The organism is Halobacillus dabanensis (genome assembly GCF_900114165.1).
Lineage (GTDB): Bacteria > Bacillota > Bacilli > Bacillales > Halobacillaceae > Halobacillus > Halobacillus dabanensis.
Genome location: NZ_FOSB01000006.1, coordinates 225,148 through 248,772, shown reverse-complemented (window position 1 = coordinate 248,772; position 23,625 = coordinate 225,148). Strand labels below are relative to the sequence as shown.

The 23,625-nt window shown below is 42.4% G+C and carries 26 protein-coding genes and 1 riboswitch; of the genes, 16 read left to right on the top strand and 10 right to left on the bottom strand.

Annotated features, from left to right (window positions below):
• Positions 1 to 257: 257 nt before the first annotated feature.
• Positions 258 to 1,073, bottom strand: coding sequence for a YitT family protein (locus BMZ58_RS12380; protein WP_075036868.1), 816 nt, complete (start codon positions 1,071 to 1,073; stop codon positions 258 to 260).
• 691 nt (positions 1,074 to 1,764) lie between these two features.
• Complete coding sequence (locus BMZ58_RS12375; RefSeq protein WP_075036867.1) at positions 1,765 to 2,094, bottom strand: winged helix-turn-helix transcriptional regulator; 330 nt, start codon at positions 2,092 to 2,094, stop codon at positions 1,765 to 1,767.
• A gap of 167 nt (positions 2,095 to 2,261) precedes the next feature.
• Here BMZ58_RS12375 and BMZ58_RS12370 point away from each other — a divergent pair, with 167 nt between their 5' ends.
• The 3 genes from BMZ58_RS12370 to BMZ58_RS12360 all read left to right on the top strand — a co-directional run bounded on the left by BMZ58_RS12370 (position 2,262) and on the right by BMZ58_RS12360 (position 4,351).
• On the top strand, positions 2,262 to 2,669 hold the full coding sequence (locus BMZ58_RS12370) for a DoxX family protein (RefSeq protein WP_075036866.1): 408 nt from the start codon (positions 2,262 to 2,264) through the stop codon (positions 2,667 to 2,669).
• Positions 2,670 to 2,704: 35 nt separating this feature from the next.
• A complete protein-coding gene (gene wrbA, locus BMZ58_RS12365; RefSeq protein ID WP_075036865.1) occupies positions 2,705 to 3,367 on the top strand; it encodes an NAD(P)H:quinone oxidoreductase in 663 nt (220 codons plus the stop codon).
• A 132-nt stretch (positions 3,368 to 3,499) separates the two neighbouring features.
• Entirely contained in the window at positions 3,500 to 4,351 is an 852-nt protein-coding gene (locus BMZ58_RS12360; RefSeq protein WP_075036864.1) for a VOC family protein, read from the top strand.
• A gap of 157 nt (positions 4,352 to 4,508) precedes the next feature.
• On the opposite strand, the gene BMZ58_RS12355 is transcribed toward BMZ58_RS12360, so the two are convergent.
• On the bottom strand, positions 4,509 to 5,486 hold the full coding sequence (locus tag BMZ58_RS12355; protein WP_075036863.1) for a bile acid:sodium symporter family protein: 978 nt from the start codon (positions 5,484 to 5,486) through the stop codon (positions 4,509 to 4,511).
• On the bottom strand, positions 5,483 to 6,877 hold the full coding sequence (locus tag BMZ58_RS12350) for an FAD-binding oxidoreductase (protein ID WP_075036862.1): 1,395 nt from the start codon (positions 6,875 to 6,877) through the stop codon (positions 5,483 to 5,485). The genes BMZ58_RS12355 and BMZ58_RS12350 overlap by 4 nt, the downstream gene beginning before the upstream one ends.
• Positions 6,878 to 7,484: 607 nt before the next feature.
• On the opposite strand from BMZ58_RS12350, the gene BMZ58_RS12345 reads away from it, so the two are divergent.
• On the top strand, positions 7,485 to 8,525 hold the full coding sequence (locus BMZ58_RS12345) for a M14 family metallopeptidase (protein WP_075036861.1): 1,041 nt from the start codon (positions 7,485 to 7,487) through the stop codon (positions 8,523 to 8,525).
• 188 nt (positions 8,526 to 8,713) lie between these two features.
• On the opposite strand, the gene BMZ58_RS12340 is transcribed toward BMZ58_RS12345, so the two are convergent.
• Entirely contained in the window at positions 8,714 to 9,832 is a 1,119-nt protein-coding gene (locus BMZ58_RS12340; protein WP_075036860.1) for a toxic anion resistance protein, read from the bottom strand.
• A 62-nt stretch (positions 9,833 to 9,894) separates the two neighbouring features.
• Positions 9,895 to 10,746 carry a hypothetical protein gene (locus BMZ58_RS12335; RefSeq protein WP_075036859.1) on the bottom strand — a complete coding sequence of 284 codons (852 nt, stop codon included), beginning with the start codon at positions 10,744 to 10,746 and terminating at the stop codon, positions 9,895 to 9,897.
• Positions 10,747 to 11,006: 260 nt separating this feature from the next.
• Here BMZ58_RS12335 and BMZ58_RS12330 point away from each other — a divergent pair, with 260 nt between their 5' ends.
• Entirely contained in the window at positions 11,007 to 12,422 is a 1,416-nt protein-coding gene (locus tag BMZ58_RS12330) for an NAD-dependent malic enzyme (protein WP_083412716.1), read from the top strand.
• Positions 12,423 to 12,665: 243 nt separating this feature from the next.
• Here BMZ58_RS12330 and BMZ58_RS21155 read toward each other — a convergent pair whose 3' ends face one another.
• From BMZ58_RS21155 to BMZ58_RS12320, 3 genes are read right to left on the bottom strand one after another with little or no spacing between them, the layout of a single operon-like run.
• On the bottom strand, positions 12,666 to 12,839 hold the full coding sequence (locus BMZ58_RS21155) for a hypothetical protein (protein WP_167360072.1): 174 nt from the start codon (positions 12,837 to 12,839) through the stop codon (positions 12,666 to 12,668).
• A 12-nt stretch (positions 12,840 to 12,851) separates the two neighbouring features.
• A complete protein-coding gene (locus BMZ58_RS12325; RefSeq protein ID WP_075036857.1) occupies positions 12,852 to 13,253 on the bottom strand; it encodes an ArsI/CadI family heavy metal resistance metalloenzyme in 402 nt (133 codons plus the stop codon).
• A 48-nt stretch (positions 13,254 to 13,301) separates the two neighbouring features.
• Positions 13,302 to 13,610 carry an ArsR/SmtB family transcription factor gene (locus BMZ58_RS12320; RefSeq protein ID WP_279626135.1) on the bottom strand — a complete coding sequence of 103 codons (309 nt, stop codon included), beginning with the start codon at positions 13,608 to 13,610 and terminating at the stop codon, positions 13,302 to 13,304.
• A gap of 215 nt (positions 13,611 to 13,825) precedes the next feature.
• On the opposite strand from BMZ58_RS12320, the gene BMZ58_RS12315 reads away from it, so the two are divergent.
• From BMZ58_RS12315 to BMZ58_RS12295, 5 genes are all read left to right on the top strand, one after another.
• The gene (locus BMZ58_RS12315; RefSeq protein WP_075036856.1) at positions 13,826 to 14,155 is read left to right on the top strand and encodes an ArsR/SmtB family transcription factor; all 330 of its coding nucleotides are present in this window, start codon (positions 13,826 to 13,828) and stop codon (positions 14,153 to 14,155) included.
• A gap of 57 nt (positions 14,156 to 14,212) precedes the next feature.
• Positions 14,213 to 14,845, top strand: coding sequence for a LysE family translocator (locus tag BMZ58_RS12310; protein WP_075036855.1), 633 nt, complete (start codon positions 14,213 to 14,215; stop codon positions 14,843 to 14,845).
• A 198-nt stretch (positions 14,846 to 15,043) separates the two neighbouring features.
• Positions 15,044 to 15,895, top strand: a complete 852-nt coding sequence (locus tag BMZ58_RS12305; RefSeq protein ID WP_075036854.1) for a DegV family protein — start codon at positions 15,044 to 15,046, stop codon at positions 15,893 to 15,895.
• A gap of 72 nt (positions 15,896 to 15,967) precedes the next feature.
• Complete coding sequence (locus BMZ58_RS12300; RefSeq protein ID WP_075036853.1) at positions 15,968 to 16,846, top strand: ribokinase; 879 nt, start codon at positions 15,968 to 15,970, stop codon at positions 16,844 to 16,846.
• Positions 16,847 to 16,924: 78 nt separating this feature from the next.
• Complete coding sequence (locus tag BMZ58_RS12295) at positions 16,925 to 17,476, top strand: hypothetical protein (RefSeq protein ID WP_075036852.1); 552 nt, start codon at positions 16,925 to 16,927, stop codon at positions 17,474 to 17,476.
• Positions 17,477 to 17,721: 245 nt separating this feature from the next.
• Here the strand turns inward: BMZ58_RS12295 and BMZ58_RS12290 are convergent, their stop codons facing one another.
• The gene (locus BMZ58_RS12290; protein ID WP_075036851.1) at positions 17,722 to 18,486 is read right to left on the bottom strand and encodes a hypothetical protein; all 765 of its coding nucleotides are present in this window, start codon (positions 18,484 to 18,486) and stop codon (positions 17,722 to 17,724) included.
• 430 nt (positions 18,487 to 18,916) lie between these two features.
• Positions 18,917 to 19,025, top strand: a riboswitch (TPP riboswitch).
• A gap of 120 nt (positions 19,026 to 19,145) precedes the next feature.
• Between BMZ58_RS12290 and tenA the strand changes: the two genes are divergently transcribed.
• The 6 genes from tenA to BMZ58_RS12260 are packed head-to-tail and all read left to right on the top strand — an operon-like array spanning position 19,146 to position 23,571.
• The gene (tenA, locus tag BMZ58_RS12285) at positions 19,146 to 19,844 is read left to right on the top strand and encodes a thiaminase II (RefSeq protein WP_075036850.1); all 699 of its coding nucleotides are present in this window, start codon (positions 19,146 to 19,148) and stop codon (positions 19,842 to 19,844) included.
• Between the two features lie 3 nt (positions 19,845 to 19,847).
• Positions 19,848 to 20,465: a thiamine phosphate synthase gene (locus BMZ58_RS12280; protein WP_083412712.1), complete on the top strand. Its 618-nt coding sequence runs from the start codon at positions 19,848 to 19,850 to the stop codon at positions 20,463 to 20,465.
• Complete coding sequence (gene thiO / locus BMZ58_RS12275) at positions 20,458 to 21,585, top strand: glycine oxidase ThiO (protein WP_075036849.1); 1,128 nt, start codon at positions 20,458 to 20,460, stop codon at positions 21,583 to 21,585. The genes BMZ58_RS12280 and thiO overlap by 8 nt, the downstream gene beginning before the upstream one ends.
• Complete coding sequence (gene thiS, locus BMZ58_RS12270) at positions 21,582 to 21,785, top strand: sulfur carrier protein ThiS (RefSeq protein WP_075036848.1); 204 nt, start codon at positions 21,582 to 21,584, stop codon at positions 21,783 to 21,785. Before thiO ends, thiS begins: the two co-directional genes overlap by 4 nt.
• Positions 21,786 to 21,787: 2 nt before the next feature.
• A complete protein-coding gene (locus BMZ58_RS12265; RefSeq protein WP_075036847.1) occupies positions 21,788 to 22,555 on the top strand; it encodes a thiazole synthase in 768 nt (255 codons plus the stop codon).
• Positions 22,552 to 23,571 carry a thiazole biosynthesis adenylyltransferase ThiF gene (locus tag BMZ58_RS12260; protein WP_075036846.1) on the top strand — a complete coding sequence of 340 codons (1,020 nt, stop codon included), beginning with the start codon at positions 22,552 to 22,554 and terminating at the stop codon, positions 23,569 to 23,571. The genes BMZ58_RS12265 and BMZ58_RS12260 overlap by 4 nt, the downstream gene beginning before the upstream one ends.
• The last annotated feature ends 54 nt before the right edge of the window (positions 23,572 to 23,625 follow it).

Here is a 23,625-nt window from a genome sequence, read left to right as displayed (position 1 = left end):
TAATTAATTCATGTACTCAGGGTATGGGCTGCATGATGTAAGGTATTCTTTTTACACTTTCTCCTTGCTAAATAAAGCTATCACAAAAGAACCTACTTCCCTTATGGAGGAATAGGTTCTTTCGTTTCCTAAACTAACTATCATTTTGAAATGTAAGATAGCACGAACGTGACTGAAATAGGAAGCGTGGGTAAAGAACCGTCCCCACGCTTCTTTACCAGAAAGGTTGGGGGTCAGGCATTTTTAAAAGTTTATATTTACCTTCTGAAATTTCCTATTACTTCTACCGTTTCACTGACACTAACAAATGCTTTGGGGTCAATACTTGTAATAAGTGATTTAACTAACGCAAGCTCATAACGCGTAATAACCGTATAGAGCACTTTTCGTTCTGCGTTTGAATACCCACCTTGACCATCCATGACAGTGATCCCACGTATTAAATTATCAAGCAGCTCAGCTTTCACTTTTTCCCCACGATTGGTTACAACCATTAGACTAAGCTTCACATGCCGGGTATGAACACGGTCGATAACTATTCCAGTAATATAAATGGATATCATGGTGTACAGAGCTAACTCCCATGAAAAAATAAAGCCAGATATAAAAACAACCACACTATTTATAGCAAAAATTAATATTCCTAACGGGATATCCCGCTTCAACGTTAGTAAAAGCCCAATTATATCTGCTCCACCACCGGACCCGTAAAACCTGATAATAAGACCAATGGCTCCACCAGCAATTGCTCCTCCAAATACACATGCCAACAATACATCCTCTGTTACTTGAATGACTGGGAGATATTGCATGGTGATGGAGGTTATAACTACAGAAAATATGCTATTCCCAATAAACTCTTTTCCCAGTTTCATCCATCCGAGAATAAAGATCGGGGCATTAAGCAGCACTAACCAAATACCAGAACTTATAGGAGTAAGTATGCCGAATACCATAGCTAGACCGGTTACCCCACCAGTTAAAACTTCATTAGGAAGCAAAAACAGGTTGAAGGCTCCACCTAAAATTATGGAGGCGACTAACAGTACTGATAAATTTTTCAAGCGACTCATTATACCACTCCAATTCATGTTAAAGAAATACCCAATGAATTCTAGTGGCTATGAATTTGGAAGTCAATAGTATAGAAAGAAAGAATAAAGAAGCGTGGGGAAGGTTCTCACGCTTCTTAAGCATAGAAATGGTACAACATAATTGTTCGTCGTTAAAAATGTTGGATAATTAAAGGTGGAATCTCTGTAAAAAGAGAAGCAATGTTTATTCTGACCTTAGATAAGATCCGAAAATAGGCCACAAAAGGAATGGAGCATATTTAAATATAGTACACATCACTATCATGTGGACGGGCGGGACTGTAAGGAGAAAGAACCAGAACCTTCTCCACACTTCCTAGCAGAGGAACAAGTTTTAAGGTAACGATATCTTTCAAAACTTTACACAATAATTAAAGATTTCATCCCCGGCAACTAGGCGTTATATCTACATGTGTACGGAAAAACTGAACCCCTTTACTCAATTTCTTTTGAATCCCTATGATAGCCGCTTATGAACCGTTTCTTCATTCAATGATTTCTTATTAATACTCCAGCGCTGTAGCCGTTCAAATATCGTACCCGACACATTCGCATCTTTTACATATTTTTAATGTGTTAGTTAGTATTGAAACCCCCGTGATGCAATAGCTATTAAATAAGAACCAGGTGACTGTTTCTTCATCTGGTTCTCTTAGTAATACGGCTTCCCTTAATCTTCTAGGGTATCTTCACTGTCTATCCAATTTTGAGACCATTTTTCCAACTCTTTCATAAGAGGCCTTAAATCTTTCCCTTTTTCTGTTAATGAATATTCAATTCGAATAGGGGTTTCAGGGAACACTTCCCGTTTTACAACTCCTTCATTCTCTAAATGTTTTAATCTATCCGATAACAGTCTTCCGCTAATTCCAATGGAAGATTCAATTGTACAAAAACGTTGTGGACCTGAAAGTAGCTGGTAAATAACCAAGCCCGTCCAACGTTGACTTAAAATGCTCATTGCTTTTTCAAATTTAGGACAGAGTTGAGATGTATTCATAATGACCACTCCTTATCATTTATTTTATCACAAGTAAACATAAGGTAACAAAATTACTATATGTGAATTAATGAGTTGACGTAAGTTAATTATTTGTATACACTTACTTACGAAAAGTAATTAAGTTACATTTTTAAATTATACTCTTTAGAAAGGAGTGATTAAGGATGAGCAAACAGGAAGCGGGCGCTACCTTCCTTAGGGTAATATTAGGAGTTATATTTTTCTTCCATGGAATGGATAAATTCCAGTCAGGAATTGAAAATACGGTAGGGTTCTTTGATAGTGTTGGAATACCTGGAATCGCAGCTTATATTATTGCGGCCATTGAACTTGTTGGCGGAATCGCTATGGTTTTAGGGTTGGGCACAAAGATCGTTGCCTATTTATTTGCGATTATTATGTTTGGGGCCATTATTACGGTTAAATTTTCTGCTGGGTTTCTCGGTGGATATGAATTGGACCTGGCGTTACTAGGCATGTCTATTTATATAGCCCTTTCCAATAGTACAGGACTCTCACTGGATAATGCCTTGTTTTCAAAAACACAGGATAAGTTATCTAAAGCCTCTTAAAGAGAGGAAATTATTAAAGAAAAGGTGAGGAATGAATGGGTATACTCAATAAATTATTTGGTCAGGAAAAGGAGAGGAATACAATGTCAAACGTTAAATTAGCCATTATCTACTATAGCTCTACAGGAACTAACTACCAAATGGCACAGTGGGCGAAGGAGGGAGCTGAAGCCACAGGTGCAGAGGTCAAACTCGTAAAAGTTCCTGAGCTTGCCCCACAGGAAGCTATTAATTCCAACCCGGCCTGGAAAGCACATGCAGAGGAAACTGCAGATGTACCAATGGTGGAAATGGAGGATCTGGAGTGGGCGGATGCCATTATCTTCAGTATGCCAACACGTTTTGGGAATCTCCCAGGACAAATGAAGCAATTCCTTGATACCACCGGCGGTCTTTGGGCGAATGGAAAGCTTATCAATAAGGTGGTAAGTGGTATGTCATCTGCAAGCAACGCTCATGGTGGTCAAGAAGCAACCATTCAGGCTCTGTATACCTCCATGATGCACTGGGGAGCGATTATTGCTGCACCAGGTTATACGGATGCCGTTCAATTTTCTTCAGGTGGAAATCCATATGGAGTCAGTGTAACGGTGGATCAAGAAGGAAATATGCAGGAAGACGTACAAGAAGCTGTGATGCACCAGGCAAAACGGACGGTTACCATCGCTACTTGGGTGAAACAAGGACAACAGCAATAATTAGTTAAAACCTTTGACTACAATAAATATAAACTCGTAAAAGAATATGCAATAAAAAACAGTGCCTAATATCTGCTGGGTATTAGGCACTTTTCAAATAGGGGAAATCTCACAATAATTGGAGGAATTTCATTGTCATTTCATCAAAAGCCCGTTACGTTTGTAAAACATGTGAACATTAAAGTGCAAAACTTGGAACGATCTCTTCAATATTATCAAGAAGTTATAGGGTTGAATATTGTAGAGCGAACTACAAACGGTGCTAAGTTAACAGCTGATGGGAAAACTTGTATTCTATCCATAGAGCAGCCGGAAGATGCGATACCTAAGAAGAGTAGGACGACCGGCTTATATCACTTTGCTCTTCTTGTCCCTCGCCGTTCAGATTTAGCTAACATTGTAAATCATTTTATTCAGAAAGGGATTCGGATAGGATCTTCTGATCATCTAGTTAGTGAAGCTCTCTATTTAAATGATCCGGACGGGAATGGCATTGAAATTTATGTGGACCGTGACCCTTCAGAGTGGGAGTGGAAGAACAATGAAGTCGCCATGACAGTTGATCCGTTAAATTTTACAGATTTGCTCAAAACAGCGGATTCAACAGAACCATGGGATGGCCTTCCTGCCGGTACGATTATGGGGCATATCCACTTACATGTTTCTCAATTAGAAGAAGCGGAGGAATTTTACACAAAAGGTCTTGGGTTTGAAGTGGTTAACCGATTTGGCGATCAGGCACTTTTCATTTCAACAGGTAACTACCATCATCATATTGGTTTAAACACGTGGGCTGGGGTTGGAGCTCCGGCACCTTCCAAAAACAGTGTTGGACTAGCATCGTTTACGATCATTTTACCCGATGAAGAAAATAGAAAAAATGTGGTCGCTAGTCTGGAGGAGCTTGGTGCACCTGTCAAAGAGGAGAATGGTATTTATATTACATCTGATCCATCTGGAAACAGCATTAACCTGGAAGTGTGACAGTCCTTGCACTAATTTAATTCTTTTAGGGTAAAAGAGCCTACTTCCTTTATGGAGGAGTAGGCTCTTTCGTTTCTTACACAAATTATTTGCACTTTAGTGTAGCAGAGTGCGGGGAGAGTTTAAATATATTACAAAGCCAGTGGGACTGTCCCCACTATTGTGCTTGTCTGGAGACGGGCTTGGTTTCTTTTATGCTTTTTCCTTCTGTGACCCGCTTTTTTGACCAGAAGGTTGCTAGAATCGGACCGGAAATATTGTGCCAGACGGCTGCGATGACATTAGGCAGGGCCGCTAATGGTCCGAAGTGAGCGGTTGCGAGAGCTACGCCAAGACCGGAATTCTGCATCCCGACTTCGATGGATATCGCTCTTCGTTTACTCTCATCCAAGCGCATCAATACAGCTGCTGCATATCCCAGGAAAAGGCCAAGCAAGTTATGAAGCATGACCGCTGAGAAAATCAGCAACCCGGAAGTGGTGATACTTTCTACGTTCGCTGCTACGACTGCGGAAACGATGATGATGATCGCGAGAACGGAAATCAGCGGAACGACGGTGGCACTTTTTTCAACGGTTGCCGGAAAGATTCTTCTGAGCAAAACCCCGAGGGTGATCGGAACAATGATGACTTGGACAATGGATAAGAACATCGCGACTGGGTCCACGGGCAGCCATTGTCCTGCTAGGGCTAACAGGATCAACGGAGTCAGAATCGGTGCAAGCATGGTAGATAAGGAAGTCATTGCAACAGAAAGGGCAAGATTTCCTTTCGCCAGGTAGACCATGACATTGGATGCTGTACCGCCTGGAACGGAACCGAGGAGGACCAGTCCTGCTGCCAGTTCAGCCGGTAAATTCATAAAGTAGGCAAGCATGAAAGCTACTAACGGCATTAAAACGAATTGGGCAGCGACTCCGATGATAACGGGGACAGGTTTACTTAATACCAGCTTGAAATCTACGGGTTTAAGCGTGAGTCCCATCCCGAACATGACGACTCCCAATAGAATCGTGATATACGCACCCAAACCTATGAAAGGTTCCGGGATGAAAAACGCGATGAGCGCTACACCGATCACCAAAAATGCAAAGTATTTTCCGGCTAGGTTACTGATCGTCTCTAGTAATTTCATTTGCCTCTTCCTTCCGTATCTATAAGTTTATGAGGATTCATGATTCCTTTCGGGTCCAGTGCCGATTTGATCTGTCCCATGACATTCAGTGCACTTCCATGTTCACGCTTCAAATACTTCATTTTCCCACGCCCGACGCCATGCTCTCCAGTGCATGTTCCGCCGCGTGCCAAAGCGTATTCCACGATGGCTTCATTGAATTGTTCCGCCATCCTTACTTCTTCTGGATTTTCTGTATCGATCATCAATAAGGCATGGTAGTTGCCATCACCGACGTGACCCAGGATGCCTGCTTCGAAGTCCAATTCCTCGATTTTTTCTCTTCCATGTTTGATGGCACTTGCTAATTCCGAGATAGGTACACAAACATCTGTGACCATGAGCTTTCTTCCAGGGTTGCCATGGATATAGGCATAGGCTAGGTTATGTCGTGCTTCCCAAAGCTTGGTGCGGGCTGCATTATCCTTTTCAAAATGGACTTCTTCACAGTGATGATCTGCGACGATTTCTTCCATAAAATCGACATCATGCTTGAGACCAGGTTCATTCCCATGAAATTCGAGGAACAACGTAGGTTTTTCTTTATAATCCATTCCGCTGAAGCTGTTCACTTGCCTGATGGAAGCTTCATCGACGAGTTCGACACGGGCGACCGGAACACCTGTCTGCAAAATCGAAACCACTGCCTCGACAGCATCATCGACAGTCGGGAAAGATGCTCTTGCCGCCATAATATTTTCCGGGATTCCGTATACTCTCAACGTCAGTTCGGTAATACAGCCGAGCGTTCCTTCCGAACCGACATATAGGCTTGTCAGGTCATAACCGGAAGCGGACTTCTGCGCCATGTTTCCTGTGTGAATGATTTCACCGTCCGGCAGCACTACTTCTAGATCATTCACCTGATCCTTCATAACTCCATATTTGACAGAGGTTGTTCCGCTGGCATTGGTAGCTGCCATCCCTCCGAGCGTTGCGTCTGCCCCTGGGTCGACCGTGAAAAACAGGCCGTATTTCTTCAGTTCCTTATTCAATTGCGACCGTGTGACACCAGGCTGGACCTTGACGAGAAAGTCCTTTTCCCGGATTTCAATGACTTTGTTCATTAATGTAAAGTCAATGGTAATTCCCTTATCATAAGGAATGACATGCCCCTCGAGGCTTGATCCCAGTCCAAAAGGGACGATCGGCGTATCATTTCTATCCGCCACTTTGACAATCTCACTTACTTCCTCCGAACTTTCGGGGAAAACCACAATGTCCGGATTATTCCCGGCATGATAGGATTCATCTTTGCTGTGGTGCTCAAGAATCGTTTCATTGGTAGAGATTTGGTCGTCTCTTAAAAAAGCTTTCAATTCATCTAGTAAAGTCTCGATACTAGTACTCATATGTATGTCACCTCTGTAGTCTAATTAAATCGTTTATTCCAAGGATTATACATAATACTCTGAAAATTTACAACCTTTCTTAAGGATGTTTGCATAAAATACTAGGATTCTGGTTATCATCCACCGGTATGTCTATATGGTGGGGGAAGTGCTAAAGAGGAGGAGGGGGGGAGAATTTTTTTCCTGAAAATGTGCTGCTAGCATTTAAAGGGTATTCCCAGAAGAAAGTAATTGTATTAATTAAATAATCCGCCGTATCTATGAATGTTACGTTTTTCAAAATAGAACATTTCTATTTCATGTCCATGTGTGGTTGAAATGCGGAAGCACTAGACCAATCCCGCGTTTCGAAGGGAATCCGTCGTCAAAAGTGGAAATGGCATAAATAACACGCTTAATCAGATAGATGAAGCATATTATTTATGTCATTTCACCCACAACTTTATGCACGCCAACTATCTTACTGTGGTCCGAAACTCTTATCCCTTCCTTTAAATAACCTGCCTCATTTAGTCACATGTAATTATTTACCTTAAAGTGAAAGGACTTCCAATTTTCGTTATTGAAGTGGTAATAGACATAAAAATTTGAAGGAGGATGATGACTGATGAGGAAAAAAGTCTTATCAATGGCTTTAGCAGGTACTTTACTTGCTGCTGGATCAGCTACAGGAACAGTATTAGCAGGTGACAACAGTGCCAACGGTCCAAACTATGGGGGCAACGAAACGATCAAAAATGAACGACTTCACAATTATGAAGAGATGGTTAAAGTATTGGAGAAGGCTGATAGCCAATCTGAAGCTATGGAGCTAGAAACCTACGGAGAGTCTGTAAAAGGACGAGACTTATACTTAGCAAAGTTCGCTTCTGATGAAGATAACCCTACTATATTATTTCTTACACAACAGCATGGAAACGAGACGTTAACAACAGAAGGAGCTCTTAAACTTATTCAGAAACTAACTTCAAACGGTAAGAAAACTCAAGAAATTCTTGATAACGTAAATGTTCTTATTGCTCCACGCTTGAATGTTGATGGGGCAGAAGGAGATGTTAATTTTTCTTTGGATGATTATGTATCAGGCACACATACGCGCTATAACGCAAACGGAGTTGATTTAAACCGTGACCATGTGGACCGCGAACAGCCTGAAACGAAGGCTTTTCATGAGAATGTTTTACAAAAGTACAGTCCGGATTACATGATTGATTTTCACCACCAGGGTACACAAACGACCCTCGGTGATTCAGATGAGCTTGTTTCAGGTTCTATTCTATATCCGACGACAGAAAATGTAGATAATGAAGTACTTCAACGTTCGAAGCAGCTTGGATCTGTTGTTTACAATGCTGTAAGTGATAAAGGGTATGGCTTACTTTCTAAGTATCCTGGTGGATCAGCAGAAACGATCAGTCGTAACGGTCTTGCAGTAGAATATGATATCGCCACGTTATTGTTTGAAATGCGTGGAATGGCCGATCACGAATACGATGATTATGTCCTAGGTCAAAAGAGCAACGGGAAATTGATTCAACAAGCTGTTACTGCAATGGAAGAAGCACTTGAATCTCTAGCTGATGGTTCTATTAATGAGGCAGACACGTCCTTTTGGGATGACCTTCCACGTAGTGGTTATGGCGAATAATTAGAAGCGCAGGGTACGCGCTTCCTAAGCATATAAATGGTACATGATTATGCGTCATTGGAAATATTGAATAATTTAATAAAGGATCTCTGTAAAAGAGAAGCAAAGTTCATTTTGGGCTTATAAAAGGGCAGGAGATCTATTCTTGCTTCATGATACGTCCAAAACAGCCCATACAAAAGAGCGCTTCAGTCACGAAGCGCTCTTTGTTTATTCTGTGATAACTTTTTCCGGACATTTTCATTCAATGCATCCATCTCTTCAATGAACTGTTCACTCGAAGCGATGATCCGCTCGGACGATTGTTCTGTCGTTTTCAGTGCTTCGAATACGTTATCGAAAGACTCTTGAAGAGCTTCCATACTGATCGCCGGATTCTCCATCATCTGTGTCGTTTCTTCGGCATTCTCTTTCAGATTCCTCGAGTTCGAAAGCAGCATCTCCTCGGTCGCTTTATTGACGCCGTTCACTGTATCGATCACTTGCCGCTGATTGTTCAAAGCGAGCTGGATCGAAGCGGAGACGGTAATGATATTTTTCGTCATTGTAACGGCATTACGGACTGATTCTTTCAGCTTTTCATTGTTTTTCTTGATGATATCGACGGAAGAAATACTCTGATGCAAGACACTTTTCATCTGAGTCATGTTCCTCGTACGCGTGATGATTTTCTCTTTTCCTTCTGTAAGCAGCGCCACATCGTATTCGCCTGTCGCTTCTTTTTCTTTCAAAAGCTCAAAAAGCTTCTTCCCGAGGTAGATTTGCTTGTCCAGGTCATAGATACGCTTCTGGGCGTTTTCTTTAATCAGCTGCAACTCGACACTGTCTTCTTCGAGCCGATCTTTCCCTGCCAGCAGACTGCGAACTACCGTATCAATCTTCGAGTCGACGGTTTGATATTTCCTCATATAGCGGTCGATCGGCTTTGTTTTGCTTAGCTTATAGAAGAACCGCTGCACACCGTTGCCTTCGGTGCGCTTTGGATCAAGGTCCGACACGATCGCCTCGAGTTCATTCAGCGATTCAGGTATGTCGTTATTGCCTCTTGTCATGAGGTCGTTTACCGGGTGCTTCAGCGTTTCCATCGTCTCCCCGGCGACGCGCTGTTCCTTTTCACCGAGGTCGCCAAGCTCTCTCATCACTTCGGATAGGGAGGCGTCCCTGGACGATTCGAACTTTCCTGCATAGGCTTCGGCCTCTTCGTTCAGACGGTCGATGTCTTCTTTTTCAATAAGCGTCATCGCTTCTCTCAGGTCCTGATGGTTCATTTCCGCTTCTTTGTCTCTATGCAAAGATTTTTCACTCATGTGTCTACCTCCTGTCTGAAAATTCGTTGGTTTGTAAAAAAACAAACGGCAGGTTGCTACACTTAAAAGAAACTCTCTTCTTCCTTGTTGTACTTGGAAGAGATGATCCCTTTGCTTCTGGCAAAATTGTGTGTATGACTTTCTTCTTCTTTTTGCTCCAGTGTTTCGATGAACTTATGCAAATCGTACATCGTCTCCAACAGTTCATGTTTCCGTGTTTCCTTATTCTCATCGGATAATCGCTGGAACGATCCGATGAAGTCAGGAACGTCTTTTTCCACCATCGTCTCAAGGCTGTAGTGTTCCTCGATATCGAGTTCTTCCATTCGTTGTAATTGGTTCACTGTCCGTTTTTTTAAAGATGTCCATTCCTGTTGAAGATCAGGATGGTTCTCAAGGAACGGGAAGTCCCAGCCTTCGAGTATCGTTTCTCCGGGATGTTCGGAAGTTGTTTCATCCCGCGATTTTTCCTTGTTCTTCTCTACATAGGAATCGAGATACGAGAACAACACCTTCGAAAATTTACGCAATGTGTCTCCGAGTCCTTTTCTTCTCGTGAATTCTTCTTTTAAAAACGTAGGGGAAAATGCCTGATTTTCTTCTTCTCCCATTTCAAAGCGTCCAAGCAGCGTTTGCGGTGGCTTCCCGTAAACTTCGATGGTGCCCCTGAACGTGTCGGAAGTTGGAATGACGGCGGTGAAAAAGACCCCGTTCCAAAATGCATCCAAAATATATCGATTGTTCATCTCTACCAGTTCTTTTATATTCAGATCGAAATAAACAGGGCGTTTCTTTTTAATCACCTGTTTCATATCTCTCATCGTGTGAAAGTCGATGTAGCGCTGATATTCGGAAGTGTGTGGCATGAATTTTCTTTCCAAATTCTCAAGTGCAGAAGAGTAGAGGGTTTCCATGCTTCGTCAGCCCCTTTGTGGTCCTTCTTTTTTCCACGATAAAATGTTCCATTCTACTTCAAGAATACCACAAATGGAAGTTTTACACTAAGAAATGCCTATGTTTTCATACCAAAAAATGGAGGAGGGACACCCTCTCATGTTACTCGTCTAGTCCTAAATATTATTAAGGTAACGGCACATAATAAGAATTGCATTCATTTTCCATCAACTATTAGGAAAGCTGGACCATACGATTTCTCCCATCTCTTTAGGAAAGGATGAATACTATGACGCAATCGAATATGCACCTTATTCTCCGTTTGGAAATCAATAAAAATCATAATTCTTTTGGAGAGATTGCTACCATCATTAGTGACTCCAAAGGGGACTTAACAGCTATTGATGTCATCAAAGAAGGCGCAGAAACAACGATAAGGGATTTAACGATTAAGGTGAGTAACAAAGAGGATCAGGAAACAATGGTCCAATCGATCAATGATTTAGACGGAGTTACTATACAGCACATTTCTGACAGGACATTTTTAGTTCATCTTGGTGGGAAAATCGAGGTTAGACCGACGCTTTCCATTGATAACAGGGAGGAATTATCCCACGTCTATACACCAGAGGTCGCCAGGGTTTGTAAAGCGATTGATGAAGATCCTTCCCTTGCTCATAATCTGACAATCAAAAGAAACGCTGTTGCTGTCATTTCAGACGGAAGTGCTGTTTTAGGATTGGGGAAATTGAAACCGGAAGCAGCTATGCCGGTGATGGAAGGGAAGGCCATGCTTTTCAAACAATTGGCGGATATAAATGCATATCCTCTTTGTCTCGATGAAGAAAATGCCGAAAATATCATCCAAATAGTCAAATCATTAAGTCCATCATTCGGTGGCATTAACTTGGAAGACATCTCATCCCCAAGGTGTTTTGAAATCGAGGAACGGCTAAAAGAAGAATTGGATATTCCTGTTTTTCATGACGATCAGCATGGAACAGCGATCGTTGTCCTTGCTGGAGTCATCAATGCCCTGAAGTTGGTGAAAAAAGATCTGAAGCAGTGTAAAATCGTTGTCTGTGGCATCGGAGCAGCAGGAATTTCCATTACCAAAATGCTGTTAAAAGCAGGAGCGGAAAACATCATCGGTGTAGATAAAGAGGGAGCAATCACTAAGGAAGAGCATTATGAAAACCCTATGTGGACATGGTATGGAGAGAATACCAATCCAAACCGTGAAACAGGACCTTTACCAACGGTCATCCAGGATGCTGATATATTCATCGGTGTAGCTGCAGCCAATATCCTTCAAGTAGAAGATATTAAAAAGATGGCCGAGGACCCGATTGTTTTTGCTCTGGCAAATCCTGATCCGGAAATAGCACCGGAAGTAGCAAACCCCTACGTAAGAGTGATGGCAACCGGAAGATCTGATTTCCCTAACCAAGTGAATAATGTGTTATGTTTCCCCGGCATTTTCAGAGGAGCATTGGATTGTAAAGCCTCCACCATCAATGATGAAATGAAGCTCGCCGCCTCTAAAGCTATTGCCGATGTGATTCCTGAGGATGAACTCAATGAAGATTATATTATCCCAGGGGTTTTTAACAAGAATGTCGTTCCTAAAATTAAGGAGGCAGTTGTTGAAGCAGCATACGCAACTGGTGTCGCCCGAAATAAGAAGGATATTTAAATGTATCGAGTATTAAGGGACAAAACCCTATGTTGTAAGGCTACTATTGATGTATTCCGAATCCAACAACCATATTTCTGGTTTTAAAAAGATGGGGCATTAGAGAAGAAATACTCTACTACTCATGCCCCATACATCTAAATTATGTGTCGTAAATCAAAAGAACAATCAGACAAAGTGATCAGGCTTAAAAAGGAACTTTAATAACAAAAGTCCCTTGTAGTAAGTGTGGTTACCTTATTGTTAACAGCAGGGTGTGCAACACGGGGTAGTACTGCTATTGTCGGTTTTCCAAAAGACTAGCTTTTTAAAGTTCCATTCCTTTTTATTATGGGAAGGAATAGGGGTAGAATAAATATTAGCTTTATTGCTCTTTATTTCTTCTAATCGCTTTTCAATAGCATAAAAGTTATCCATATCGTTTCCTCCTCATTTGCAGCAAGACTGCTCAGCTTTATTTTTCCCAACATCATCTTTTTTCGTATAGAAAAATTCCCAATCATTGCCTTCTGGATCCGTTATCCAGAATTTATCTTGAAGGGCATAGCAGCAGTTTGTATCCTTCTCTTCACGAGTGAAGAATCCGAGTTTTTCAAGACGCTGCTTATGCCGGTCAATATCCTCTTGGTTCTCCACTTGAATCCCAAAATGGCCCACCTGATTACCAGATACTTTAGGTGTTACATTAAGGGTGAAATTGAGTTGAAGACCCTCAGGTAAGTATTTTGCATAATCATCTTTCTTTTTCACAGGTTTTTCATCAAAAACATGATTATAAAACTCAATGGACTTCTCCAGATCCACTACATTTAATCCTACATGTACATTCATTTTCAGTCCTCCATTAATCAATTTTTTTTGATTTATTGTTTAAAAAAATTAGTCTCGACGAAACAGACAACAAAGTTCCTCAGATAAAACATGATTTATTTCTGAATGGTTTAACGTGTAATAGCTCCAAGTTCCCCTTGTTTCTTTTTCAATAAGCTTGGCATCCATTAAGATTTTCAGATGGTAGGATAATTTCGATTGTGGAAGATGCAACTTCTCTGATAAATCACAAACACAGACTTCACCATGTTGGGTTATTTCATATAGAATATGAAGGCGTTTTTGGTCAGCTAAGGCTTTAAATTTCTTTTCATAAAGATTAAAAGTATTTTTCAACGATACATCTGTATAGGAAATGACATCTGTATAGGAAATGGATTTATCCACATCATCTCCTCCTTAAATCAATTTATTTTGATATATAAAGTGTATGTCAGAAAAGTCAGAAAGTCAACAATTTAATCAAAAATAATTGATGAATAAGCTATGTCATTGTTACGTTTCCTTATCGGAGGTCTTTTATATAAAGAGTTAGTTTGACAATGACTTAGTATTCTTTTATAATTCGAAACATGTCGAACTATAATAATGAAAATCTTAATCAATTTAGTGAAATGTTCAAAGCACTTTCGAATGTTCATCGGTTAAATATTTTTCTTTATTTAGCCGAGTACTGTAATCCTGGCGAACTGAGCACAGAGAAAGAAATGAGATTAACAGTGGGGGAATTGGGAGAAGGATTAAATATTGCACCTTCCACGGTTTCGCATCACCTTAAGGAACTGAGGCGCACGGGATTAATACGCATGGACCGCCAAGGCAAAAATATAGAGTGCTGGGTTGAAGAAAAAACAATCGATCAGTTAGTTGAATTTTTTCAAACATCTAAAGGGGGGGAATAATTTTTTTAATAACAATTCGATATTTGTAGAATTGTAGAAATGATAGGAGGCTCGTATATGTTTAAACTATTGTTTAGTGGCCTTATTATAGGTTTTGTCTCATCTCCCACTTGCCCGAGTAATGGGGAAGAAATAAAACATGGTACGAAGTATGGGTTCGCTTCATCTCTCCTAGTGGGGGCAGGTGCTGTCACAGGGGATGCAATTGTCTTAGCAGCTATTTTACTTTGGCTCATGCCATTCATTGGATCAGACTCTATCATTGTCACTTTTCTGTGGCTTTTTGGAAGTATTGTACTTTTTTATGTTGCCTGGGGTATTTTTAAAGAAATCAGGACAGTTCAAGGCGTGGGAGAAAAACGCACGATGGATTTAATGAATCCGGTAAGGCATTATTTTAGAGCCTTTTGGATAGGAATAGCAATAACTACTTTTAACCCTTTTACTGTGTTGTGGTGGATGGGCTTGCTTACCCCAATCGTAAATGATGGAAATAGCATCTCTATGGTTTATCCATTAGCTGTTTTATTTGGTGCGTTATTATGGTTTGTTTTATTAGCTATACTTTTACATCTTGGAGAAAGATGGCTGAACAAAAAGAGTAGACAAGCTATTCTTTTAATAAGCGGTCTGGCAGTTCTAGGCTACAGTATTTATTTCTTGATTCAGTTTGTGAACCAAATATTTTAAAAATAGATTAGCCTAAACATATTTTGATGGAGCCTGACCCCCGATGCGTTAACCCTTTAGTGAAGCGGGGGTCAGGCACTAATGTTGACCCTTCCAAACTATGATTCTTCTTTTTCTTATTTCGAATTCTCCTGTATAGTGAAAGCATAAAGCAGGAAGAGAGAACGCGGAACTATATATAACCAAGGGGGAAATAGAATGCGAAGGATCATCCTATCGACCGAAAGCGGTGCCGACTTACCTAATGATTTAGCTGAAAAGTACAATGTTCAAGTAGTCCCCATGCATATCATTATGGATGGAAAGGATTATTTAGACGGTTCTTTGCCGGTCCAGGACATTTATGACTATTATGAACGCACGAAGAAAATACCCTCCACTACTGCCACGAATGCTCATGAGTACCAAGAGTTTTTTGCATCTATAAGAGAGAAATTCCCCGATTGCATCATCATACATATTGGTTATACATCAAAAGCGTCTTCTTCTTTTCAAAATGCTGTCATTGCTGCGGAAGAATTGGAAGACATTTATCTTATAGATGCTCTGAACGTTACAGGAGGACTAGCTGGGATTGTATTGTATGCCGCTGAAGTCTTGGAAAAAGAACCTGATATGGAAGCAGAACGTTTCGTTGAAAAAGTAGAGGCAATCGTTCCTAAAGCTAGGCTCGCTTTCATCCCAGGCAGCCTGGAGTTCCTTAAAGCGGGAGGACGGGTTAGCAATATGGCTTCACTGATTGGATCTTTGTTGAAAATCAAGCCATGCATAGAGCTGAAGGATGGCAAGCTTATCTCTACAAAGAAATACCGCGGGAAAATGATTAGTTCTACGGAAAAACTCTTGAGGGATTACTTCAATGGATTCAATATCGATCGTGAGCGGCTTTATTTTATCTATTCCATCGGGCTCGATGAAAGGATCAAGCAGCGGATGGATGAGATCGCCAAAGAAAACGGATTCCAAAATATAAGATGGATCCAAGCGGGCGGTATGATTTCGACTCATTCTGGAGCCGGTGGCTTCGGGGTAGCGGGGTTAGAGCAATAGAAAAAATCCTCGATAGGAACAATGAGTGATAGGGATCGATTGCTGATATATATAAAGAATTGAGGTGATGAGATGAAAATTTTGAATTTCGGATCTTTGAACATCGACCGGGTGTACCGTGTTCCTCATTTTGTAAGGGAAGGCGAGACGCTCAGTTCCAGTGGGTACGATGTTTTTGCCGGCGGGAAAGGACTGAATCAATCGGTGGCTCTAGCTAAAGCGGGAGCTGATGTGTTTCATGCGGGCAAAATCGGTCCTGAAGGGCTGTTTTTAAAAAAGGAACTCGCTGACCAAGACGTACATACAACATTCATTGAGGAAACGGGAACAGTGACCGGGCATGCGATTATCCAGGTGACGGATGCGGGGGAGAACAGTATTCTGCTTTTCGGCGGGGCGAACAAAGAAATCACAGAAGAACAAATCCATCGTGTACTGGATCACTTTGAGGCAGGGGACATGCTCGTCATGCAAAACGAGCTCAATGTACTCGAGACGGTTCTCGACCGAGCGTATGAAAAAGGGATGATCCTTGCCTTCAATCCTTCTCCGATGACCGACCAATTAAAAAAGCTGGATTTGAAAAAGCTGAGTTATCTGATTCTGAATGAACTGGAAGCGGAAACTTTAATGAAAGAAAAAGAAACGGAAAATCAGCTTATGAAACTGAGAAAACAAGCACCAGAGTTGAAAATCGTCCTCACACTAGGAGCTGAAGGTGTGATCTATGAAGATGAATCGCAGAGGATCACTCAACAAAGTTTTCCAACAGAGGTCGTAGATACGACGGCTGCTGGTGATACATTCCTCGGTTACTTCCTGAGCATGGTCGCATGTGGGAAACGGACAGAAGAAGCGCTGAGAATGGCGTCAAAAGCGGCCTCTCTTGCCATTTCTCGTGAAGGGGCGAGTGTCTCTATTCCTTTTTTATATGAGATCCGGGAAGATTAAGGCCAATATGTACAATTAATGAAAGGTGGGGAAGGGGTGGCTATTCATCTGCTCTGAACTTTAGAAAGGGGTAATGGAATGAGTTCTAAAATATCTGAAGATCTACGAATAAAAGGAACGGAGACCACAATTGTTGAATTTTGGCGCTGGGCTTATTCAGACCTATTAAGTAACACGAATAGAGGAATATTAGCGGAATTTTTAGTTGGGCATGCGTTAGGACTAACAACTGAACCGAGGATGGTGTGGGATAAAGCGGATTTCGTCTATAATGGAAACTCTATAGAGGTAAAGTCATCTGCATATATCCAATCTTGGGAACAAAAGCAGCCTTCTAAGATTGTTTTTAGTATATCTAAAGCAAAAGCTTGGGATTATTCCACAGGAGAAATGAGCTCAGAGGCACAAAGAAATTCAAATTGTTATGTATTTTGTGTCTTTACTGATAAGGATAAATCAAATCATGACATTTTAGATGTAAATCGCTGGGATTTTTACGTCCTCACAACGTCATTTCTTAATCAAAATTTTCTTGAACAGAAATCGATATCACTATCAACGATTCAAAAATTTTGCAGCCCTGTGACCTATAGTAATTTAAAGAAAGAAGTTGATAGTTTACTAAGTTGATAAGTGATTTGAAAAGGTCACTAGTAAGCCGTGTTATTTGTTGTTATGTTGTTCCTTTTGGGCTTGCTTCTTTTTTTATCCGTTATATATGCCAAAAAATAGGATGGAAAGTGAATTAGCGTGGGGGTTGAATAAAGGGAAGGTATGTAAAAGGAGCCCTGCGAATCCATTTGGTTCGTAAGGCTCTACTTGTATTTTAAGACGGAGTTTTGTGTCAGCCTCTTTTGGCTGTATTTATAGACTTATTAAACGCCTACTCCGCCGCCTCCACCTCCACCCAATAATCCACCATTCTCTGGTGTAGGGAGTGTGAAAGAAGGAGCAGTTGTAGAGGTATCACATCTATTTGGATTCACATCACACACTTGACCAAAGCGATCTTGTATCACTGGACGTGTGACCGTAATTGTTGTACGTAAAACGATTTTAAATAATATACCTTCCACAAGCGTTAAGCCTGCAACATCAACAACAGGTACGCCTGGTTGAGTAAAGATGCCCTCTACTTCAAGCGGAGTTTCTTGAAGCGTGTCTTCTGGACAAGCTCCAGGGAAATCTGTATGCTCTTGGAAAGGAATGGTAGTGTTTAATGTAACCGGTAAGTCTATACCTGCAATCGTAATAGTAATCGTAGCTGGTATGAGACCAATATTTACAACTTTATCTCTAATAATTCTTGCATTTTGAGTAATCGCATCTAAGTTAGGCACGACATTTATAGATACGATATCTTCTAAGTCAACTAACCCCTCAAAAAGTGAAATTGGCAAAGTTGTTTCTGCTACTTTTTGTACGGTTTTTGAACCAACTAATGAATTTACCAATACACAATCATTGGTTAAATGAGCTGGTTTTGGACCTGCGGCTTCATTGTTGCAATTACAAGTAGAAGTACAAGGTTTCGGATCTTCGTGACATTGTTCTGGTTTGCATTTCTTTTTACGCTTTTTAGGTTTGATTGGTAATTTTCCTGGAACTTCAATTCTTCTGCCACAATTTTTATTCCCCATATTTTGGATCACCCTTTTTTTAAATTTTGGAAATTAAACATTTCAAGGTATCATATTGCCAATGGAAAATTTTGTGCGGGATAATTTTGGATATAAAAATACCTAATCCTAACGCCCAAATGAAACGATGATAGAAAAAGAGGAAGCTGGCGATGGATTGGTGGTAGAGTTTAAAAAAGAGGCTCGCGTATGTTAGTCTTTGTAGGAACCATGGGGTAGAAAATGAGTCAAACTGTTAGTCTATATGCAGGTTTGTAGGAAGCTGATGTAATGAACTTCTTTCTTTTCTCTTTGAAAGTGCCTGACCCCCAGTCCGTTAACCCTTTAGCGAAGCGGGGGTCAGGCACTAATACGACTGAGCTCATCCAGGAATGTTTTGACAAATATTCTGAACATGTTACGATATGATTGAAAAACATTAAATTCATAGACGATCCACTAGGGGTGCCTTCTCATAAGGCTGAGATTAAAGTGTAGCTTTAAGACTCTTAGAACCTGATCTGGTTTATACCAGCGTAGGGAAGTGGCAGTTAGCGTGTATCTTAAGCTACATAATAGATTTTACACCTGAAACCACTTTCTTTACGCACCTAAAGAAAGTGGTTTTTTTGTGTCTTTTTTTTTTGACTGTGGATCGTCAGGAAGAGGAGAGAATGACGATGACATTTTCACAACAGATCCGTAAAGCGGTAGATCCCATTTGGGAGGCAAGTTTTCACCATCCGTTTGTACAAGGGATTGGAGAAGGAACGTTATCGCTTGAGCAGTTTCGCTACTACGTCCTTCAGGATTCCTATTATTTATCCCACTTTTCAAGAGTGCAGGCGATGGGTGCGGCTAAGTCAGAGGACATGAAAACGATGGCCAGTATGGCTTCTCATGCTCAGGGTACTTATGAAGCAGAGCTCGCGCTTCATGAAAATTTCTCAAAAAGGCTTGGGATAACAGATCAGGAGCGCAACGAGTTCACCCCTTCCCCGACAGCATATGCGTATGCATCCCATATGTACCGGGGAGCATTTCACGGAGATTTAGGTGATATCATCGCAACGATTCTTCCGTGCTACTGGCTGTATTACGAGGTCGGGGAGCACTTGAAAGAGCATCAACCACAAGAACCGATTTATCAAGAATGGATTGCCACTTATGGCGGGGATTGGTTTCGGACATTGGTAGAGGAGCAGATCCAGCGGCTCGATGAGCTGGCAGCATTGAAAACAGAAGCAGAGCGCGAGCGGATGAAAGAACTGTTCGTAATCAGCAGTCAGTATGAATACCAGTTCTGGGAAATGGCTTATAGAATGGAAGCATGGCCGTTTGACATGAGAACTTCTCTATTGGCAGGAAAAGGAGGATAACTGGTGAGGCCATCCATTCACTTGATTTCTACAGGAGATCAGACCTTTGCTGAACTGACCGACATGGTGACATCGGTACAGCGGGAGGTCGATTATCTCCATATTAGAGAAAAGCATCGCTCAGCGGCAGAAATTTTTGACGGCCTGCAACAATTGACGAATGCCGGATTTCCGATGGAGCGCATCATCATCAACGACCGGGCCGATGTAGCTTCCGTGGCACAAAGCTTCGGGGTGCAGCTGACTCACCACAGCCTGCCGGTTTCCCAAGTGAAACACACCTTTCCCGCCCTGAATGTAGGAAAATCCGTTCATTCTTTAGAAGGGGCGATAGTGGCGGATCAGGAAGGGGCGGATTTTCTGATTTACGGAAATCTTTATCCCACTTCTTCAAAACCCGGAAAAGCGGGGAAAGGATTGGACTCTTTACGTGAAATAGTCCGTCATGTGGGATGCCCGGTCGTTGGAATCGGCGGTATAACCCCGGAGCGAGCTTGTGATGTCATTCGCACTGGAGCCCGGGGAGTCGCTGTCATGTCCGGCGTTTTAAAGAAGGGAGATCCTGTAAAAGCCGCTCAAGCTTACCGGGCGGAAATCGATGAAGGAGGATGTTATGAATAAGCATTATGAAACGATTGTTGTCGGTGCTGGTGTGATCGGCAGTTCCATCGCCTATCATTTGGCCAAGCGGGGACACAGTGTTCTTCTTCTGGAACGGGGGACGATCGCTTGTAAAGCATCTTCAGCCGCAGCTGGCATGCTTGGAGCCCAATCGGAACTGAAGGAAGGTGATGATTCTTTATTCCAGCTCGCTAAAGCAAGCCGGGCGATGTTTCCGGCTCTATCACAAGAGTTGAAACAATATAGCGGCATCGATATTGGATTGCAGCAAAAAGGCATTTATAAAATTGCTGCTAATGAAGGGGAAAGGGAAGAGCTGCTAGCATATGGAGAAGCCCAACGAAACCTGGGGGAAGAAGCCAGATGGATTGAGCCAGAAGAGTTGCAACGGAAAGAGCCTGCGGTGTCTTCCCAGCTCAGTGGCGCCTTATTTCTCCCTAACGACGGCCAAGTTTCCGCCCCTGATTTGTCGAAAGCTTTTGCCTTGTCAGCAGTAGAGCTTGGAGCGGAGATTTTCGAGTATACAGACGTTCGAGGCTTGATCAAAGAGGGGCAGCAAGTGACAGGAGTGAAAACAAATAGAGGAGACTTTGATGCGGATCATGTAGTGGTCGCTTGCGGAGCCTGGAGCGAGGATCTGCTGGGAAAACAGGATTCGGTGCTGGATATGTATCCAGTAAAAGGGGAATGTTTTTCTGTTAAAACGAGACGCAGATTAATCCAGGGGACTCTCTTTTCCAAAGGGTGTTACATCGTTCCGAAAGCAGGAGGGCGCCTGGTGATCGGAGCGACAGAGAAGCCTGGGACGTTTGAGGAAACCGTAACCGTTGGCGGATTATTTCCGTTGATCAAAGAAGCGACTCAGATAGTGCCTGAACTTGCGTTGGCGGAGTGGGAGACAGCATGGACAGGACTTCGCCCACAAACAGAAGCCGCCATCCCATGTCTGGGACCACACCCGGAGTACTCTGGACTTTTCATTGCGTCCGGACACTATCGCAATGGTATTTTATTGTCGCCGATCACCGGAAAAGTAATTGCAGACTTAATCGAAGGAAAACAAGTCCCTCATGAGTGGATAACGACTGGAAACTTTTCACACAGAGGAGTGAACCTATGAAACTGCGAATCAATGGGGAATGGCTGACCGTCCCGGAAACGATCCATACGGTCGGTGATCTTCTAAGTCATTTTCAACTGGATCAGCGAGTGGTGATTGTGGAACAGAATGAAACAATTCTCGAGAAGGAATCGCGCTCAGAAATCAAGGTGCAAGACGGAGATATCATTGAAATTGTACAATTTGTAGGAGGCGGATGAAGATGTTGAAAATCGGTAGCCAGGAATTTCAGTCCCGTTTACTGTTAGGAACGGGAAAGTACCCGGATTTTGATATACAGAAAAAGGCTGTGGAGGTATCAGGGACGGATATCCTTACCTTTACGGTGAGAAGGATGAATATTTTTGAACCGAGCCAGCCGAATTTCCTTGAACAGCTCGATGTAGACAAGTATACTCTCCTTCCGAACACAGCGGGGGCGAAAAATGCGGAAGAAGCAGTGCGACATGCAAAGTTAGCCAAAGCTTCGGGTCTTTGCGATATGATCAAGGTAGAAGTGATCGGCTGTGACAAAACGTTACTGCCGGATCCTGTTGAAACGCTTAAGGCAACAGAGGAACTGATAAAAGAAGGATTTACGGTTCTCCCGTATACGTCCGATGATGTCGTTCTTGCCCGCCGGCTTGAAGAACTTGGTGCCCATGCGATTATGCCGGGAGCTTCCCCGATCGGTTCTGGACAAGGGATCATTAACCGTGAAAATCTCCGTTTCATCATCGAGCAATCAAGGGTGCCTGTCATTGTCGATGCCGGCATCGGATCCCCGTCTGATGCTGCTCAGGCGATGGAGCTTGGCGCAGATGGCGTATTATTGAATACAGCAGTTTCCGCAGCAGAAGACCCAGTGAAGATGGCGGAAGCGATGAAATTAGCCATCGAGGCCGGGCGTCTCGGTTATGAAGCAGGAAGGATTCCCAAGAAACGCTATGCAACAGCAAGTAGTCCGATGGAGGGAATGAGCCGGACATGAATGATCGCTATTCCAGGCAGACGCTTTTCTCTCCCATTGGAGAAGCCGGACAGAAAAAGATCAGAGACAAACACGTTCTGCTTCTTGGGGCAGGAGCACTTGGAACAGGGAATGCAGAAGCTCTCGTCCGTGCAGGGGTAGGGCGATTAACAGTGATCGACCGCGACTATGTCGAATGGAGCAATCTCCAGAGGCAACAGCTGTATACCGAACGGGATGCCAAGGACCGTCTCCCAAAAGCAATAGCTGCCAAACAACGGTTGATGGAAGTGAATAGTGAAGTACGAGTCGATGCCTACGTCATGGACGCAAACCCTGTTGAAATGGAACGCTTGTTAAATGGAGTCGATCTCATGATGGATGCCACCGATAACTTTGATGGCAGGATGATGATGAACGATCTCTCGCAAAAATATCAGATTCCATGGATCTATGGGGCTTGTGTGAGCAGTTATGGCATCAGCTATACGATCCTTCCGGGTGAGACCCCTTGTTTGAACTGCTTGCTTGATAGAGTACCCATTGGTGGTATGACCTGTGACACTGCAGGGATTATCAGTCCTGCGGTGCAAATGGTAATGGCTCATCAAACCGTAGAAGCGATGAAGATTTTAGTAGAAGATTGGTCGGCCGTCAGACAGAAGCTCGTCTCCTTCGATCTTTGGCAGAATCAGCATACATCCATCAACGTATCTAAAATGAAAAACGACAGCTGCCCTTCCTGTGGGGAAAATCCTGTCTATCCATTTTTAGAATACAAACAACAGATGAAAACCGCCGTATTATGTGGGCGTGATTCTGTCCAAATCCGCCCTCCGGCAAATAGGGAATGGAGTTTAGAAGAGGTAGCCAAAACGCTTGCCAAACAAGAGGGACACGTAGAACAAAACCCATACCTCGTTTCCTTTACAACGGAAAATAGACGGATGGTGCTGTTCAAAGACGGTCGTGCATTGATACACGGAACGCAGGATATAACAGAAGCAAAGACGCTTTACCACCGATACTTGGGCTAATAACGAAATCAGTTCTTCCTCCTCATCGGTACGGAACAACAAACCTTTCGAGTA

What these genes read in the sequence shown, in the direction of transcription:
- thiS (WP_075036848.1), top strand. Translation starts at nt 21,582, where the DNA reads ATGAAACTGCGAATCAATGGGGAATGGCTGACCGTCCCGGAAACGATC.
- BMZ58_RS12370 (WP_075036866.1), top strand. Translation starts at nt 2,262, where the DNA reads ATGAGCAAACAGGAAGCGGGCGCTACCTTCCTTAGGGTAATATTAGGA.
- BMZ58_RS12315 (WP_075036856.1), top strand. Translation starts at nt 13,826, where the DNA reads ATGTCGAACTATAATAATGAAAATCTTAATCAATTTAGTGAAATGTTC.
- tenA (WP_075036850.1), top strand. Translation starts at nt 19,146, where the DNA reads ATGACATTTTCACAACAGATCCGTAAAGCGGTAGATCCCATTTGGGAG.
- BMZ58_RS12340 (WP_075036860.1), bottom strand. Translation starts at nt 9,832, where the DNA reads ATGAGTGAAAAATCTTTGCATAGAGACAAAGAAGCGGAAATGAACCAT.
- BMZ58_RS12265 (WP_075036847.1), top strand. Translation starts at nt 21,788, where the DNA reads ATGTTGAAAATCGGTAGCCAGGAATTTCAGTCCCGTTTACTGTTAGGA.
- BMZ58_RS12345 (WP_075036861.1), top strand. Translation starts at nt 7,485, where the DNA reads ATGAGGAAAAAAGTCTTATCAATGGCTTTAGCAGGTACTTTACTTGCT.
- BMZ58_RS12260 (WP_075036846.1), top strand. Translation starts at nt 22,552, where the DNA reads ATGAATGATCGCTATTCCAGGCAGACGCTTTTCTCTCCCATTGGAGAA.
- thiO (WP_075036849.1), top strand. Translation starts at nt 20,458, where the DNA reads ATGAATAAGCATTATGAAACGATTGTTGTCGGTGCTGGTGTGATCGGC.
- BMZ58_RS12305 (WP_075036854.1), top strand. Translation starts at nt 15,044, where the DNA reads ATGCGAAGGATCATCCTATCGACCGAAAGCGGTGCCGACTTACCTAAT.
- BMZ58_RS21155 (WP_167360072.1), bottom strand. Translation starts at nt 12,839, where the DNA reads ATGGATAACTTTTATGCTATTGAAAAGCGATTAGAAGAAATAAAGAGC.
- BMZ58_RS12335 (WP_075036859.1), bottom strand. Translation starts at nt 10,746, where the DNA reads ATGGAAACCCTCTACTCTTCTGCACTTGAGAATTTGGAAAGAAAATTC.
- BMZ58_RS12325 (WP_075036857.1), bottom strand. Translation starts at nt 13,253, where the DNA reads ATGAATGTACATGTAGGATTAAATGTAGTGGATCTGGAGAAGTCCATT.
- BMZ58_RS12380 (WP_075036868.1), bottom strand. Translation starts at nt 1,073, where the DNA reads ATGAGTCGCTTGAAAAATTTATCAGTACTGTTAGTCGCCTCCATAATT.
- BMZ58_RS12350 (WP_075036862.1), bottom strand. Translation starts at nt 6,877, where the DNA reads ATGAGTACTAGTATCGAGACTTTACTAGATGAATTGAAAGCTTTTTTA.
- BMZ58_RS12310 (WP_075036855.1), top strand. Translation starts at nt 14,213, where the DNA reads ATGTTTAAACTATTGTTTAGTGGCCTTATTATAGGTTTTGTCTCATCT.
- BMZ58_RS12375 (WP_075036867.1), bottom strand. Translation starts at nt 2,094, where the DNA reads ATGAATACATCTCAACTCTGTCCTAAATTTGAAAAAGCAATGAGCATT.
- BMZ58_RS12295 (WP_075036852.1), top strand. Translation starts at nt 16,925, where the DNA reads ATGAGTTCTAAAATATCTGAAGATCTACGAATAAAAGGAACGGAGACC.
- wrbA (WP_075036865.1), top strand. Translation starts at nt 2,705, where the DNA reads ATGGGTATACTCAATAAATTATTTGGTCAGGAAAAGGAGAGGAATACA.
- BMZ58_RS12300 (WP_075036853.1), top strand. Translation starts at nt 15,968, where the DNA reads ATGAAAATTTTGAATTTCGGATCTTTGAACATCGACCGGGTGTACCGT.
- BMZ58_RS12290 (WP_075036851.1), bottom strand. Translation starts at nt 18,486, where the DNA reads ATGGGGAATAAAAATTGTGGCAGAAGAATTGAAGTTCCAGGAAAATTA.
- BMZ58_RS12330 (WP_083412716.1), top strand. Translation starts at nt 11,007, where the DNA reads ATGAATACTATGACGCAATCGAATATGCACCTTATTCTCCGTTTGGAA.
- BMZ58_RS12355 (WP_075036863.1), bottom strand. Translation starts at nt 5,486, where the DNA reads ATGAAATTACTAGAGACGATCAGTAACCTAGCCGGAAAATACTTTGCA.